Origin of the sequence: Lentibacter algarum, assembly GCF_018860975.1 — a bacterium.
Taxonomy (GTDB): domain Bacteria; phylum Pseudomonadota; class Alphaproteobacteria; order Rhodobacterales; family Rhodobacteraceae; genus Lentibacter; species Lentibacter algarum_A.
On sequence record NZ_JAHKQI010000006.1, the window covers coordinates 47,398 to 61,467 of the forward strand.

General features: G+C 58.2%; 16 protein-coding genes and 1 tRNA gene. 7 read left to right on the forward strand and 10 right to left on the reverse strand.

What is annotated here, in order from left to right:
- Positions 1-722: 722 nt before the first annotated feature.
- Both KO498_RS08485 and KO498_RS08490 read right to left on the reverse strand, forming a co-directional pair.
- Positions 723-799 (reverse strand) — tRNA-His (locus KO498_RS08485).
- A gap of 43 nt (positions 800-842) precedes the next feature.
- Positions 843-1,325 (reverse strand): GNAT family N-acetyltransferase, encoded by a 483-nt coding sequence (locus tag KO498_RS08490; protein WP_215959481.1) that lies wholly within the window; start codon positions 1,323-1,325, stop codon positions 843-845.
- 106 nt (positions 1,326-1,431) lie between these two features.
- Between KO498_RS08490 and KO498_RS08495 the strand changes: the two genes are divergently transcribed.
- On the forward strand, positions 1,432-1,611 hold the full coding sequence (locus tag KO498_RS08495) for a DUF6324 family protein (RefSeq protein ID WP_215959482.1): 180 nt from the start codon (positions 1,432-1,434) through the stop codon (positions 1,609-1,611).
- Here KO498_RS08495 and KO498_RS08500 read toward each other — a convergent pair.
- The 3 genes from KO498_RS08500 to KO498_RS08510 form a co-directional block, all read right to left on the reverse strand.
- Positions 1,601-2,035: an acyl-CoA thioesterase gene (locus KO498_RS08500; RefSeq protein ID WP_215959483.1), complete on the reverse strand. Its 435-nt coding sequence runs from the start codon at positions 2,033-2,035 to the stop codon at positions 1,601-1,603. The genes KO498_RS08495 and KO498_RS08500 overlap by 11 nt on opposite strands.
- The gene (locus tag KO498_RS08505) at positions 2,032-3,183 is read right to left on the reverse strand and encodes an iron-containing alcohol dehydrogenase (protein ID WP_215959484.1); all 1,152 of its coding nucleotides are present in this window, start codon (positions 3,181-3,183) and stop codon (positions 2,032-2,034) included. Before KO498_RS08505 ends, KO498_RS08500 begins: the two co-directional genes overlap by 4 nt.
- 69 nt (positions 3,184-3,252) lie before the next feature.
- Positions 3,253-3,696: an MmcB family DNA repair protein gene (locus KO498_RS08510; RefSeq protein WP_215959485.1), complete on the reverse strand. Its 444-nt coding sequence runs from the start codon at positions 3,694-3,696 to the stop codon at positions 3,253-3,255.
- 103 nt (positions 3,697-3,799) lie between these two features.
- Between KO498_RS08510 and KO498_RS08515 the strand changes: the two genes are divergently transcribed.
- Positions 3,800-4,111, forward strand: coding sequence for an ArsR/SmtB family transcription factor (locus KO498_RS08515; protein WP_215959486.1), 312 nt, complete (start codon positions 3,800-3,802; stop codon positions 4,109-4,111).
- A 3-nt stretch (positions 4,112-4,114) separates the two neighbouring features.
- Positions 4,115-4,519 (forward strand): SRPBCC family protein, encoded by a 405-nt coding sequence (locus KO498_RS08520; RefSeq protein WP_215959487.1) that lies wholly within the window; start codon positions 4,115-4,117, stop codon positions 4,517-4,519.
- Positions 4,520-4,758: 239 nt separating this feature from the next.
- Here the strand turns inward: KO498_RS08520 and KO498_RS08525 are convergent, their stop codons facing one another.
- From KO498_RS08525 to KO498_RS08545, 5 genes are all read right to left on the reverse strand, one after another.
- Entirely contained in the window at positions 4,759-5,079 is a 321-nt protein-coding gene (locus tag KO498_RS08525; protein WP_215959488.1) for a hypothetical protein, read from the reverse strand.
- 88 nt (positions 5,080-5,167) lie between these two features.
- Positions 5,168-6,007 carry a 4-(cytidine 5'-diphospho)-2-C-methyl-D-erythritol kinase gene (locus KO498_RS08530; RefSeq protein WP_354667640.1) on the reverse strand — a complete coding sequence of 280 codons (840 nt, stop codon included), beginning with the start codon at positions 6,005-6,007 and terminating at the stop codon, positions 5,168-5,170.
- The gene (locus KO498_RS08535) at positions 5,985-7,727 is read right to left on the reverse strand and encodes a tetratricopeptide repeat protein (RefSeq protein WP_354667641.1); all 1,743 of its coding nucleotides are present in this window, start codon (positions 7,725-7,727) and stop codon (positions 5,985-5,987) included. Before KO498_RS08535 ends, KO498_RS08530 begins: the two co-directional genes overlap by 23 nt.
- A gap of 272 nt (positions 7,728-7,999) precedes the next feature.
- Positions 8,000-9,643, reverse strand: coding sequence for an electron transfer flavoprotein-ubiquinone oxidoreductase (locus KO498_RS08540; protein ID WP_215959490.1), 1,644 nt, complete (start codon positions 9,641-9,643; stop codon positions 8,000-8,002).
- A 141-nt stretch (positions 9,644-9,784) separates the two neighbouring features.
- Positions 9,785-11,089 carry a vWA domain-containing protein gene (locus KO498_RS08545; protein WP_215959491.1) on the reverse strand — a complete coding sequence of 435 codons (1,305 nt, stop codon included), beginning with the start codon at positions 11,087-11,089 and terminating at the stop codon, positions 9,785-9,787.
- Positions 11,090-11,174: 85 nt separating this feature from the next.
- Between KO498_RS08545 and KO498_RS08550 the strand changes: the two genes are divergently transcribed.
- The 4 genes from KO498_RS08550 (at position 11,175) to KO498_RS08565 (ending at position 14,029) form a co-directional block, all read left to right on the forward strand.
- On the forward strand, positions 11,175-11,945 hold the full coding sequence (locus KO498_RS08550; protein ID WP_215959492.1) for a DUF6502 family protein: 771 nt from the start codon (positions 11,175-11,177) through the stop codon (positions 11,943-11,945).
- Positions 11,938-12,189, forward strand: a complete 252-nt coding sequence (locus tag KO498_RS08555) for a hypothetical protein (protein ID WP_215959493.1) — start codon at positions 11,938-11,940, stop codon at positions 12,187-12,189. The genes KO498_RS08550 and KO498_RS08555 overlap by 8 nt, the downstream gene beginning before the upstream one ends.
- A gap of 339 nt (positions 12,190-12,528) precedes the next feature.
- Positions 12,529-12,999, forward strand: a complete 471-nt coding sequence (gene greA, locus KO498_RS08560) for a transcription elongation factor GreA (RefSeq protein WP_215959494.1) — start codon at positions 12,529-12,531, stop codon at positions 12,997-12,999.
- 16 nt (positions 13,000-13,015) lie between these two features.
- A complete protein-coding gene (locus tag KO498_RS08565; RefSeq protein WP_215959495.1) occupies positions 13,016-14,029 on the forward strand; it encodes a hypothetical protein in 1,014 nt (337 codons plus the stop codon).
- Positions 14,030-14,070: the final 41 nt, after the last annotated feature.

Sequence of the window (14,070 nt, forward strand, 5' to 3'; positions counted from 1 at the left end):
CACCATTTCTGGAACCAGAACCGCGATCTGTTTGAAAATGCCTAGTCGGAATGGCAGGCGGAGAACGAGGCCAAGCTGCCTCAGCTCGACAGCTCCATTTTCGATCCGAAACTGCGTGCGGCCGTGGAACAGGCCTGGGCAGATCCAACAGCCGAAGGTGCAGTTGAAGACCTGTGGGAAGAAGTATTCCCCGGCGTCTATCGCGCACAATTCTTCAACGTGGAACGCTTGGCCGCCCTGCGTGACTACCTCAACGGCGTTGCCGATGCGGATATCCCATTGCGTCCCCCACGCGTCCGAGCCCATCACCGAAGGCGAACGCTATAACTTTGTTCTTTGGCTCTATGGTCAGCACGGGCAGATCCCGCATGGTGGCTCGCAGCATCAGACCACGCCCAAAGAAAGGTGGACCGTTCCAGCAGCAAAACCAGATGGCTTCGCGCCGTTCTGATATCCTCTGGATGGACAAGATGAATGCGAGCCCGGGCTGTTGAAAAATGATCCTGTGCCAATAAAGCCGCTGACTTGTTCTTGTCCGGCGACAAGGTTATTTTTCATGGTCGAATGGCGGGTATTTCTGCCGCAAAGTAACACCGTTGATCGAGCACGTGCAGAGGCTTTTTTGCTGCGAGCGCGCGCTGCGAAAAAATGCCATGACTGCCATGGGCTCAAAGCCGCCGTTCGGCCAAACGCGCCGCTAGCTTCATGTTGCTGGGGGTAAGTGGTACCACCTCTTGGTCTCGAACCAAGGACCTCCTGATCCACAATCAGGCGCTCTAACCAACTGAGCTAAGGCGGCACTGAGGGCGATTTAGCCTCGCGTGCGGGCAAATGCAAGAGGGTTACAGCGCAATTTGCCAGCTTTGTTCGACTAAATCGACACCAAAGGAGTGCACGGGTTTGGACGAGACAAGCTGCCAACCGGTTTTGACGTAGAGCGCGCAAGCGGCTTCGTGGCTTTCGTGGGTCCAAAGCTGCATGCGGGTGTAGCCTTTGGCTTTGGCGTAGCGCATGCACTCGGCCAGCAAGCGTTGTCCAAGCTTTTTGCCGCGCGCCGCAGGGGTGAGCAAAAACAGGCGCAGCTTGGCGGTTTGCTCATCAAGACGCACGCAAAAGATCGAACCGAGGCGCTGACCGTCCTCCCACGCGATCCAAGCGCGCTCGCAGCTGTTGTCGTGGTTGCGGATGTAGTCGGCGAGGATCTCGGCAACAAGCGCTTCAAAGCTGGCATCAAACCCCTCGTCGCGGGCGTAAAGCTCGCCGTGTTGCTGTATCAGCCAGCCCGCATCGCCGATCTGCAAATTGCGTAGGGTTATCTCTGTCATTGAGGCAGCCTGCCCCTGCCCCGCTTGCATCACAAGTAAAAACGCTCTAGCTCACTGTGACCATCTCACTGTGACCTTCTCACTGTGACTATCAAGGAGACACGCCATGGGCATCAACACTGAACGCGACATTGAAGCCAACATGCAAATCGGCCCGACCGACCAAGGCATGGTGCGTATTTTCATTGAGGCAGGTGGCGTCGAAATTCCGATGGATTTCACCGCCGAAGAGGCCGAAGAAATCGCTGAAGAAATTCGCGCAGCAGCGGCGGCCGTTAAAGCATAAGCGCTTTGAGCGCCTGTCTTTGCGTCTCGCCGATTGGCTCGGGGCGGCGGCTTTGACGGTTCACATTCACATGCACGAAATGCCCTTCGCCGCTGGCGGTGTCGTCATCATTGCGAAACAGCCCGACTTCGTAGCGCACCGAGGATGTGCCCAGTTTTGACACCCGCAAGCCTGCATGAATGACATCGGGGAAGGCCATTTCGCCGAAGTATTTGCAGCCTGTATCAACCACCAGAAACACGGTTTTACCAGCGCGCAGATCTAGCAGGTTGTTGTCGATCAGATGCCCGTTCACCGCCGTGTCAAACAGCTGATAATGGATCGCGTTGTTCATGTGCCCGTAGGCGTCATTGTCAAGCCAGCGGGTCTGGATGCTGCGGAACACCACATAGTCTGCGCGCTTGCCTACCTCCGGTTTGCTCATAACGCAGCCTCATAGATTGCTGTTGCATCCGCCAGCGTGACCTCGCGGGGGTTGTTCACCAAGAGCCGCGTTTGGTTCATCGCGTCGCGGGCCAGCAGCGGGATGTCATCTGCGTTAATGCCAACGCCTTTCAGCCCGTCTGGCAGCCCACAGCGCTGTGACAGGCCAGCCAGTTCATCAGCAAAGGCGGCGGCGGCTTCTTGCGGGCCGAGGCCTGCAAGCTTGGGAAAGGTGATTGGCGCAAGCTCGGCGTAGGCCTTGGGCGCGGTAACCGCGTTGAAGCGCAAAACATGCGGCAAGACCAAAGCGTTTGACAGCCCGTGCGGCACTTTGAAGTGCCCCCCTATCGGGTAGGCCAGCGCATGCACCGCCGCGACAGGCGAGTTGGCAAAAGCCTGCCCAGCAAGCAGCGAGCCGAGCAGCATGTCGCCGCGCGCGTTCATGTCGTGTGGTTCCTTCACCGCTTGCTCCAAAGCGCCGCCCATCAGCCGCAGCGCCTCGCAGGCCAGCGCACGGCTGACAGGGTTGTTGTTGGCGCTCGCCGAGGCATAGGCTTCAATAGCGTGCACCATCGCGTCAATGCCGGTTGCCGCTGTCACATGTGCGGGCAAGTCGCGGGTGAGCTCGGGGGCAAGCAGCGCCACATCGGGGATGATCAGCGGGCTGACAACACCCATCTTCTCGCTCGCGCCAGTGGTCACAATCGAGATCGGAGTGACTTCAGAGCCAGTGCCTGCGGTTGTCGGCACGGCGATCAGTGGCAAGCGCGGCCCTTTGGCGAGGTTAACACCGTAAGCCTCGGCCAGCGTGCCGCCATTGCTGGCCAAAAGCGCTGCCAGCTTGGCCACATCAATCGAGGAACCACCGCCAAGGCCGATAACGCCGCCCTGCCCTTTGGCCGCATCAACGGCCGCCATCACAACCGCTTCGGGCGGGTCGGCTTTCACGTCAGAGAACACCTCGGCCACAACGCCAGCCGCCTTAAGCGAAGCCAGGGCACGCTCGACGATGCCTGTTGCCAGCATCCCCGGGTCGGTGACCAAAAGCACCGAGTTGCCGCAAAGATCCGCTGTTATCGCGCCGAGCTCATCAAGCAACCCCGCGCCCATCCGGACGCTCGGCGTGGTGTTAAAGGTGAATGTGCTCATGGCGTGCGGCTCCCTTGGCTTTGCTCAAACAACTATGCGGGGGCTTGGCCAAACATAAAAGCCCAAAGCTTACACTCGCGGGTCACGTAGGGTTTGCAACCTCAATGCGACATCACGGGCAAACTTGAGGGTGATCTTCTTGCGCCGCGCAGGGGCGAGTTTGCTTTCGGGCGCCATGCGGATCACCTCTGCGCCATAAGCATCAGCGATGATCAGCCCTGTGTCGTCGGGCAACAGCTCAAGCGGGAAGTGCTCATCGACCGCCCAGAAATAGCGATCGCACCACTCAAGATAGCCCTGCCATTTGCTGTCAGACATGAAGTCTTCGCGGCTTGACTTGCACTCAATCACCCAAACCTCGCCCTTGGGGCCAAGCGCCAAAACGTCAACCCGCTTGCCACGCTCGGGCACGAACTCTTCCAGCGCGGCGAAGTTGAGGCTGCGTAAGTACCGGCACACACCCCGCGCGAGCAGTTGTCCGGCTTGTTTTTCACTAAGGTCACTGTCTGTCATCGGCAGATTATGAACAAAGCATGAACATTAAGCAAGTCCTTGACGTGATACCGTATGGTGCCCTAAAAGAGATACCTTACGGTATCACAAATAGGAGTGCCTCATGTCTAACCAAACCGCATTTCGCGCCCTCGCCGACCCGACGCGGCGTGACATTCTGACGGCTCTTTCAGACGGCGAAATGACCGTTAAGCAACTCACCGAGCGCTTTCCGATGACACGCGCCGCAGTGAAAAAGCACCTTGTTATTCTGGAGGTAGGCGGCTTGCTAACCTCGCGCAAGCAGGGCCGCGAAACCCTTAACAAACTTAACCCCGAGGGGCTGAAACCTGTCACCGACTGGCTCGCATACTTCGATCAGTTCTGGGACACGCATCTCACCAATCTGCAATCTGTTTTCGACAAAAAGGACTAACCCATGTCAAATTCAACGATCAAGAAATCGGTTTTCCTTACCGCCTCTCAAGCCGATGTCTGGGCGCATCTTACCAAGGCCGATTTGCTCGGAAAGTGGTTTCACCCGGCAAAAGAAGACCTCTCGCTCGGCAAGGACTTTACGCTGGTGTCTGCCAAGGACGGCGAGAGAATGTGCTTTGGCTCGGTTCAAGAAGAGACCCCAATGAGCTACCTCAAGTGGGCTTTCTCGGTTGGGCCGCTCAACGGCGCTATGACAACGGTTGAGTGGAATCTGGAAGAAACGACAGGAGGCACACGCCTGAGCCTGACGCACACCGGCCTTCCTGACACGGCTGAAGGCTACGGGCTGTTGCATGCGCTCGACAAGGGCTGGCACGGTTTCTTGGCAAACTTGTTAAACCTCTAACAATGACTTGTAAGAAGCCGCGACAACGCCTACCTAAGTCAGTGGCGGCTTCTGCCCTTTTCGTTTTACGGTTGCATTCCAGTGGCCTTAAGCAATTCCAAGGGAGCTGGCTCTGTCACGGCCCTGGCTGTGTTATCTGGCGCCCACCTGTACATACAGGTCCCCGGGAATGAGAAAACCCGACGACTGCGGCGGTTCCGCCACCTACTTTCCGCAGATATTACAGGTGTTTGAGGTGCTTATGAGCGGCGCTTACCAGCAGTCACCCGCACTGGGATTGGCTCAGCCAGATGCACATGCACATGTGAGCGCGTGCCACCGCGGGGCTCGTCGTCGTCATCATCTTTCATACCCATAACCGCAATCGCAAACTGCACGCCTGCAAAGATCACCCCGTTGGCGATCCAGAGCGCGAGCAATGCGATCCAGCCTTTGTCAGATGTGCTGATAAGGTGCTGCAAGTTTCCGATATTGAACCACAACAGCAGGCCGACAAACACGGCCGCTACGCCAAACCCGATGGCGACATTGACGATGTAGAGTTTGATCAGCTTAGGCATGATTGGAGCCCTCCAAAGCCAATGCTACGCCTCTCAGATCTGGTTGCAAGCCCTAGGGTTGAGTATCAGGAAACGCGCGGTTTTTGGCTTATGCGAGCCAAACAGGCTGCACCCACCAGTCACGGTGCTGCGCCATGAGCAAGAGCGCCGCAGCTTCGGCGGCCTCTATGCTTGCGAACAGCGCAAAACACGTCGCACCCGAGCCGGACATGCGCACAAACCGCGCGCCCATTTGGGCGGCAAGCTGGTCAAGCACCTCAGCGATCTTGGGGGCATAGGCAATCGCAGGTGCTTCAAGGTCATTTCGGGTGTGGGCGCTCAAAAAGCCTGCCACATCCTCGACAGAGCGCAGAGTTGGCACCTCGTCAGGCAGTGCAGCGCCGTTTTTGTCGCTGAGTCGTTGGAAAACTTCAGCTGTTCCGACGTCAATTCCCGGATTGACCAAAACCGCCGGCAAGCCGGGCAAGCCGCGCCAAGGCTCTATCACCTCGCCAATGCCCGACATCCGGCAAGCGCGGCCAAAGTAGCAGGCAGGCACATCTGCACCCAGCGCCTCAAGGCCAGTGTCGTAGGTTTTACCGCTCAAGGCAGTCAATGCCCGCAATGTCGCTGCCGCGTCAGATGATCCGCCGCCAATTCCGGCTGCTGCGGGCAGGTTTTTCTCAAGTTGGAAGCGCGCAGTCACACCGGCCCTAAGCGCCGCTTTAAGCACAAGGTTGCGGGCGTCATCTGGCACACCTTCGGCCATCGGCCCCACGATCCTCAGGCTATTGTCGTCAGCCAGCTCGGCCTCTAACCGATCGCCGAAGTTTGCGAAAACGACCAAGCTGTCGAGAAGATGATAGCCGTCAGGCCTCTGGCCGGTGACATGTAGCGCGAGGTTGATCTTCGCCGGGGCAAAGGCCTCAACCTTCGTCATTGGCGACATTTAGGGGCTCTTCGCCTTCTTCGCTCAGAACAGCATCTAGCCCGACATCAAGCTTGCGGCGAATGCGCTCTGGATCGGCTTCTTGTGACGTATCGCCCTGATCAACAAACGACAGGGCCCGCTTCCACTGAAACTCGGCTTCAAGCTTGCGGCCAACGGCCCAGTAAACATCGCCCAAGTGGTCGTTCACAACAGGGTCGATCGACATCAGCTCGGCGGCGCGTTCCATGTGCGGCACGGCGTCATCAAAGCGGCCAAGCCGGAACATAGCCCAGCCAAGGCTGTCGATGATATAGCCGCTGTTCGGGCTCGCTGCCGCAGCGCGTTCGATCATTTCGAGCGCCTCATCAAGCTTGCGGTTTTTCTCGACCAGTGAATAGCCGAGATAGTTCAGCACGTTCGGCTGTTCGGGGCTGATCTCGAGCGCGCGCCTAAAGTCGGCTTCAGAAGCTTCCCAATCTCCCAGGCGCTCGTAGGCGATGCCGCGGGTGTAATAGATAAACCAATCACCGCTCGCCGCCTCGGCGCGCAGATCAAGGGCTTTGTCGTAAGAGGCAATCGCTTCATCAAACCGCTCAAGCAGGCGCATCAAGTCGCCGTGCGCGGTGTGTACCACTGGCAGGTCAGGGTGGGTTTTTGTCAGCTGTTCCAGCACTTCGATAGCCGCATCATCTTTGCCGACTGCACGCAGCGTGTCAGCGCGGCCAAGCTCGGCGACATGAAACGCGGGGCTGTCTTGGGGGACTGTGCGGTAAGCGTCGCTCGCGGCCTCATGCTGGCCCATCTTTTCCAGAATTTGCGCCACCAACAGCGCCGCGTCTACATGCTCGGGCCGCAGGAATTGTGCCACACGCGCAAACATGAGTGTGTCCGAACTCGGCGCATCGCTCAGCAGCGCGCCAGCTATGGTGAAATACACCTCGGCGACGCCCTCTGACGGGCTGCCGACTATGTCAAAATTCAAACTGCCCGAGCCTTCAAGCGTTTGGCGCATGGCGCGTATCTCGGGATCGGAACTGCTTGCAAAGCGATCATTGATCACCGCGAGGGCTTTGTCGTTGCGGCCCATCTGGCTAAGCACCTGAACATGGGCAATAACGCCGCGACGTGTTTGCACCAGAGAGCCGGGTGCCGGATCAGCGAATATCGCTTCTGCGGCTTCCAGATCACCGACATGTGCCAGCGCCAAAGCTTTATGGTAAAGGCCGAAAGCACGGCTGCCGTTGCCTTCTATCGAAGCATCAAAAGCTGCCAGCGCGGCACTCATATCGCCTGCTCCAAGCGCGGCCCAGCCACGAACGAGCTGGTCGATCAACTCTCCCATGTGCTTTTCATCGTCGATCCGTTTGATCAAAGCGGCAAAGTCACCGTCACGGGCCTGCACGCTTGCCAGCGCCATCTGCGCAACCTGGCTTGTGTGCCCGTCGGCCTCAAGCTTCGCCGCGACAACAGCGGCCGTCTCGATACGGCCAAGCGAGACGTTGGCCATGATCACATCTTCGATGATTTCGGCGTTGGAAGGATCATGGGCGAGCGCCTGCGTATAGTAGCCTGCCGCCGTTTCAAAGTCGCGATCATAGATCGCTTGGCGCCCCGCGAGGTAAGCGCCCGAGAACCCGTCAGCCGAGGCTTGTGGCGCTGCGAACGTTGCGGCCAAGGCCGCAGCCAATGTCAGCAGATGGGGTGTGGTTCTGGTCTTGGTTTTTGGTCTAAAGTTCACGCTTTCGCCTCGCTGGTCGTGCTTTACCCCCAACCTAACCATGAACCTCGTAAAAGCAAGCGCTTGCGGTTTACTAGCCCAATCTCACTGACTCCTGATCAGCCCCTGTTCATACCGGGTGTGGCCGATGAAAACCCTCGCCTGTTCCGATCTTCACCGCGACACTGCTGCCGCCCGCATGATCGTTGAAGCCGGCTCTCGGGCTGACAGTTGACTGGTTTGAGCTTTAGCTAAACAAAAAGGGCGGGGTGATTCCCCGCCCAGATTTAGACCTACATATTCGGATAGTTCGGCCCGTCGCCGCCCTGAGGCGTGACCCAGTTGATGTTCTGGCTCGGGTCTTTGATATCACAGGTTTTGCAGTGAACACAGTTCTGGAAGTTGATGACAAACTCTTCCTTACCGTCCTTCTCGACGATCTCGTAAACCCCCGCGGGGCAGTAGCGCTGCGCCGGTTCTGCGTATTTCGGCAGGTTCACCGACAGCGGCACACTTGGGTCTTTCAGGTGCAAGTGCGCAGGCTGGCTTTCCTCGTGGTTGGTCATTGAGAAGCTCACATTGGTGAGGCGATCAAAGCTTAGCTTGCCGTCGGGCTTGGGGTAGTCGATGGGTTTGTGCTTATCCGCAGGCTCGGTTGCCTCGGCGTCGTTTTTGCCGTGCTTCATGGTGCCAAACAGCGAGAACCCGAAGGTGTTTGTCCACATGTCCAAACCACCGGCAATAAGCGACGGGACAAGCCCCCACTTTGACCACATCGGCTTGACGTTGCGCACTTTTTTAAGGTCTTTCCCGATGGCACCTGTGCGCACTTCTGTCTCGTAATCGGTCAGCTCGTCGCCCATGCGCCCAGCTTTGATAGCCGCATTCGCCGCCTCGGCCGCCGCGATCCCCGAGAGCATAGCGTTGTGGTTGCCTTTAATGCGCGGCACGTTGACCATACCCACAGAGCAACCCAAAAGCGCAACACCGGGTGCGACCATTTTAGGCATCGACTGAAAGCCGCCCTCGCTGATTGCCCGTGCGCCGTAGGCCACGCGTTTGCCGCCTTCCAGAAGCTCGGCAACCATCGGGTGGTGCTTGAAGCGCTGGAATTCCATGTAAGGGAAGAGATGCGGGTTTTTGTAGTTGAGGTGCACAACGAAACCGACATAAACCTGATTGTTCTCAAGGTGGTAGATGAATGATCCACCGCCGGCATTGCCGCCCAGAGGCCAGCCCATCGTGTGCGTAACCGTGCCTTCTTTGTGCTTGGCCGGGTCGATCTCCCAGATCTCTTTCATGCCAAGGCCGAACTTCTGCGGCTCATGACCCTGCGCAAGGTCGTATTTTGCGATCACCTCTTTTGAGAGACTGCCGCGCACGCCTTCACTCAGGAACACATACTTGCCGTGCAGCTCCATTCCCGGCTCGGTGTTTTCACCAATGCTGCCGTCGGCCTCAAGGCCGAACACACCAGCAACAACGCCCTTCACGCGGTCGCCGTCAAACACCAGCTCGCTACAGGCCATACCGGGGAAAATCTCGACGCCAAGCTCTTCGGCTTGCTCGGCCATCCAGCGGCAAACATTGCCCATCGAAACGATGTAGTTACCGTGGTTGTTCATCAGCGGCGGCATCGGGAAATTGGGAATACGGACTTGGCCAGCTTCGCCCATCATGTAAAAGTTATCATGTTTCACTGGCGTGTTAAGCGGCGCACCTTTGGCTTTCCAATCAGGAATGAGCGCATCAAGGCCGCACGGGTCAAGCACCGCGCCGGAAAGGATATGCGCGCCAACTTCCGAGCCCTTTTCGAGCACCACAACCTCAAGGTCAGCATCTAGCTGCTTGAGCTTGATCGCCGCAGACAGCCCCGCAGGCCCCGCTCCGACGATAACCACATCATATTCCATCGTTTCGCGTTCGATATCGGCCATGTTGTCTTCCCCTTCATGCGCAGGTGGGTAATTTTATTTCGCGCCAGATTTACAGGGGTTGCGCAACAAAGGTCAATCGCGCTGCAACGTTAAATTCCGATTTGACGCAAGAGGCGGCATATAAACCGCCTCTTTCGGTGCTTATTGGCTGCAAACACCGCGGCTATAGTTGCCGACTTGGCGGATCGCGCCTTTAGCTTCGCGACGTTGGCCTGTGAGTTCGCTGGTCAGCACGCGTCCCAATAGCTCCTTGAGCTTGGTGACTTTGTAACAGGCGATCGTGGGTTCGGCGTGGCTGTTACCCACGCCGCTGTCGTCGGTCAGGAACATATAGCGCCCGCCCGACACCAGCGCCGCCTGCCGCATCAGGAACTCGCTCTCTTTTGCCACGCCGCTCGCGCCGAGGCCAAAGATTTGCACATTCTTGCCAGCGAGTTTTTCAGATGCCCGCAGGAAACGCTTGGCCTTGTTGTCATGCGCTGGTGCGTCGGCGATGTGAAACATCAACCGCTCGCCTTTGCCGCGCCGCCAGTTCAGCTGGCTTGCCGCTTCAAACGCCTCTGCCGCTGCTTCGGGGTAGTCGCCGCCGCCGCTCGCGTTAAGCCCGCGCAGCCAGTTCTGCATCTCGCTCTGGCTCTGGGTAAAGCCGAAGTTTTTCACTTTATACACATCGCCGTTGTCGCGATAAGCGATCAGCCCGTAGCGGATGTTGACACCCGGCGCGGCGTGCTTGGCGGCGCGGACAATGCCTTGAAACTCCTTGGTGAGCCAAGCCAACTCGTCGCCCATGCTGCCCGTGGTGTCAAAAACAAATGCAAGGTCGAGAAAGTCGGGTTTCCAACCGGCATTTGTTGCGACTTTCAATGGGGTTAGCGCGGTGTTTCCTGAGCGTATGACAGTGCTTGATTGCTGCTGTCCGCTGGCAAAGCTCTTGAGCTCGACGCGCGAGGCACCACCCGCGCCATGCACCGAGGGAAACACGCTGACAACACCGTCAACACCTGAGTAGCCGCTGTAAAACGGCGTGCTGGCTCCGGCTTTGGTCAGCGTGATCGGCACACCGGCTGCGGGCTTGCCGTTTGGCCCCACAAGCCGCGCGCGCACCGCGTTGTTCAGGCTGATCCTTGGCAACCCAAGCCGCTGCGCTGCGCCGCTTTGGTAGCGCTGGAAAGCCGCAAAGTTGAGCGTGTCGTCGATGTCGCCCGCCGTCACCACACCTTGCTTGCCGCGTGGGCTGTGACGTTTGGGGGACATGGGCTCAGGCATGGGCGCAGGCATGGGCTCGATCATGATATCCGCTTCGGGGGCGGCACGTTTGCCTGCGGCTTCAACCGACGCTGAGGCGCCGTCAACCCTTGAGCTTTCCGAAACCACCGGCGCGTCGCAGGCTGTTAGGGCAAAGCCTGCCAGCCCCGCGAGCCAGAGTTTGTTTGTCATCAATGTCATCGCGATTCTCCAAAAATGTGCAATTTACACATTTCATAAATCAACCCCCTTGCGCTCGTCAACAGAAATGTGCAAAAAGCGCATTATGCTGCCGATGCTTGATCATATACTCGCCCCGCTCGCCCGCCTTCTTGTCGCGCGTGGTGTGGTGTTCTCTGACTTGGTCGAACGCCTAAAGGGCCACTATGTGCAGGCCGCAACAGAGCAATCGGAGGGGAAAACAACCGACAGCCGCCTCTCGGTAATGACAGGCCTGCAGCGCCGCGACATCGCCCGCCTACGGGCGTTCGAGCACAAACAGCCAAAGCCGAACCCGCTCACACGGCTGGTCGCACTTTGGCAGTCTCTCCCTGAATACAGCAGTGACGGCGCGCCCAAGCTCTTGCCCCGCACCGGTGATGCGCCCAGTTTTGAAAGCCTTGCCCGCACTGTCCGCCAAGACGTGCACCCCCGCGCCATGCTTGACGCGTTGTTTGCGTCGGGCACTGTCAAGCTCAGCCAGGATAGTGTTGAGCTGGTGCAAACGGCCTATGTGCCGTTGGCGGGCTCTGAAGAGCAGCTTGACTACCTCGCCGCAAATGTTGGCGATCACCTCGCCGCAGCCGCAGACAACGTGCTCGCCCCGCACCCGCCGCATTTTGAGCGCGCGGCGCATTACACTGGCCTGAGCGAAGCGCAAATCAAGGGCTTGCAAAGCCGGTATGATGCCGCTCAAATGGCCCTGCTTGAAGAGATCGCCCAAGACGCCGAACGCCTGAAGGCCCAAGCCCCAGCTGGCGCAGCGCAACGGTTTCGGGCAGGTGGGTATTTTTTTAGCTCGACAGAGAACGCCAATGAAGGGCCGACCAATGACTAGCCGCATCATCCTGCCCTTTTTGGCGCTGACCTTGCTCACAACATGCGCGGCCTATGACGACATGCAGGCGCGCAAATCGGCGGCACCTGCAGCAGAATCTGTCGCCGTAGACGCCATCGCGGTTGAGCCTGCACCCGCACCTATGGCTGATAGCGCAAGTGAAGGCAGCACCGCCGTCCACGACACGCCGCTTGAGCAATGTTCAGGCGACGGTATCGGCGGCACCGGCTGCCCGGATTTGTGAGCCAACGGAACGCTGGATCGCCACGATCTTCGTTCTCAGCCATGATATCAGTGATTGTATCTCGCCGCATAACATACGCGACTCACTCAGCGGTTTGGGCATGGGTCATGTAAAAATTCACATTCGGCCATTCAGGTATCACTTTGGCAGCTGAACCACGCGCATACCACAAAGCAACCCTGTTACTTAAACAACGGCGCTCGCTATTCCGCCCATTGATCGCATTCCCGCTTTGCCCTATTGCAAAACAACCCCCGCGTAGGACACAGTATTTCAGCACTAAGTCGTAACCGAAATTGGGCCAGCGTTTTTGGCCATGTAACCACCTGAAAGCAGATTATGGAAAAATTCCCCATGACCCGCGCCGGCCATACCGCGCTGGAAGCCGAACTCAAGAACCTCAAGTCAGTTGAGCGCCCCTCAGTTATCAAAGCCATTGCCGAAGCGCGTGAGCTTGGCGATCTCAAAGAGAACGCCGAGTATCACTCTGCGCGCGAAAAGCAGGGCTTCATCGAAGGCCGCATTCAAGAGATCGAAGCCGTGCTTAGCCTCGCCGAAGTGATTGATCCCACAACACTTTCTGGCACTGTCAAATTCGGCGCGACCGTGACGATGGTTGATGAAGACACCGACGAAGAGAAAACATGGCAGATCGTAGGCCAGCATGAAGCCAACATTGAAAAAGGCTTGCTCAACATGAAGTCACCTATTGCCCGTGCCCTGATCGGCAAGGAAGAAGGCGACAGCGTTGAAGTGCGCACGCCCGGCGGCGAAAAGAGTTACGAGATCCTGACAATCGCATTTGTCTGATAGAGAAAGACGGGACATGGCCGAGCCAAACGAAACCCGACCGACACCACTGGGCCTTTATGCCCGCGCCAACAACAAGTCGATCACCTCGGTCGAAGTGATCGCGCTTGCTTTGTCGGCGGTCTGGCTGCTCGGCTCGGCGATCTTTTTTCTGACGCTTCCCACCGCGCCGCAAACCGATGATGGCAGCGGATCGTTGCGGTTCATCATGACAATGCTGGCCGTGTTTATGCCCGTCGGGATGATCTGGGTCGCCGCAACAGCTGCGCGTTCAAGCCGGATCATGCGCGAAGAAAGCCAGCGCCTGCAGGCAGCGATTGATGCGATACGCAACGCCTATATTGTGCAGAGCCAAGCCGGAAATGCGGGCGGCCAGCCTTCGGTTGCGCGCAAGCTTGACGAGATCGCCGCAGCGCAACGCAAGACAGAGACTGCGTTGGCAACATTTTCTTCCTCACGTGAAGCACGCTCTGCCCCCGCACCAGAGCCAGCATCAGCGCAGGCTGGCGAAGAGCAAACCGCTCTGCCGTTGGGAACACGCGCCGAAGACATCGCGCCGAGCCTGACCAACGAAGAATTCATCCGCGCTGTCAACTTCCCCGAGACGGCGGAAGACACCATCGGTTTCAATGCCCTGCGAAAGGCTCTCAAAGATCGTGCAACATCGGGCCTCGTGCAAGCCAGCCAAGATGTGCTGACCCTGCTTAGCCAAGACGGCATCTACATGGACGACCTTAACCCCGACATGGCACGCCCCGAGATATGGCGCCGTTTTGCGGCTGGTGAGCGTGGCCGTCAGATTGCCTCGCTCGGCGGCGTGCGCGACCGTTCCTCGCTCGCCTTGGCGGCCGGCCGGATGCGCGAAGACCCGATCTTTCGCGATGCGGTTCACCATTTTCTGCGCCGTTTTGACAAGAGCTTTGCGCAGTTTGAAACCCAAGCCAGTGACAGCGACATATCCGAACTCGCAGGCACTCGCACCGCCCGTGCCTTCATGCTCTTGGGGCGCATTGCCGGTGTGTTTGACTGACGCTTAACAGGCGGATGCTAATGCGCTATCCTCGCCTTTAA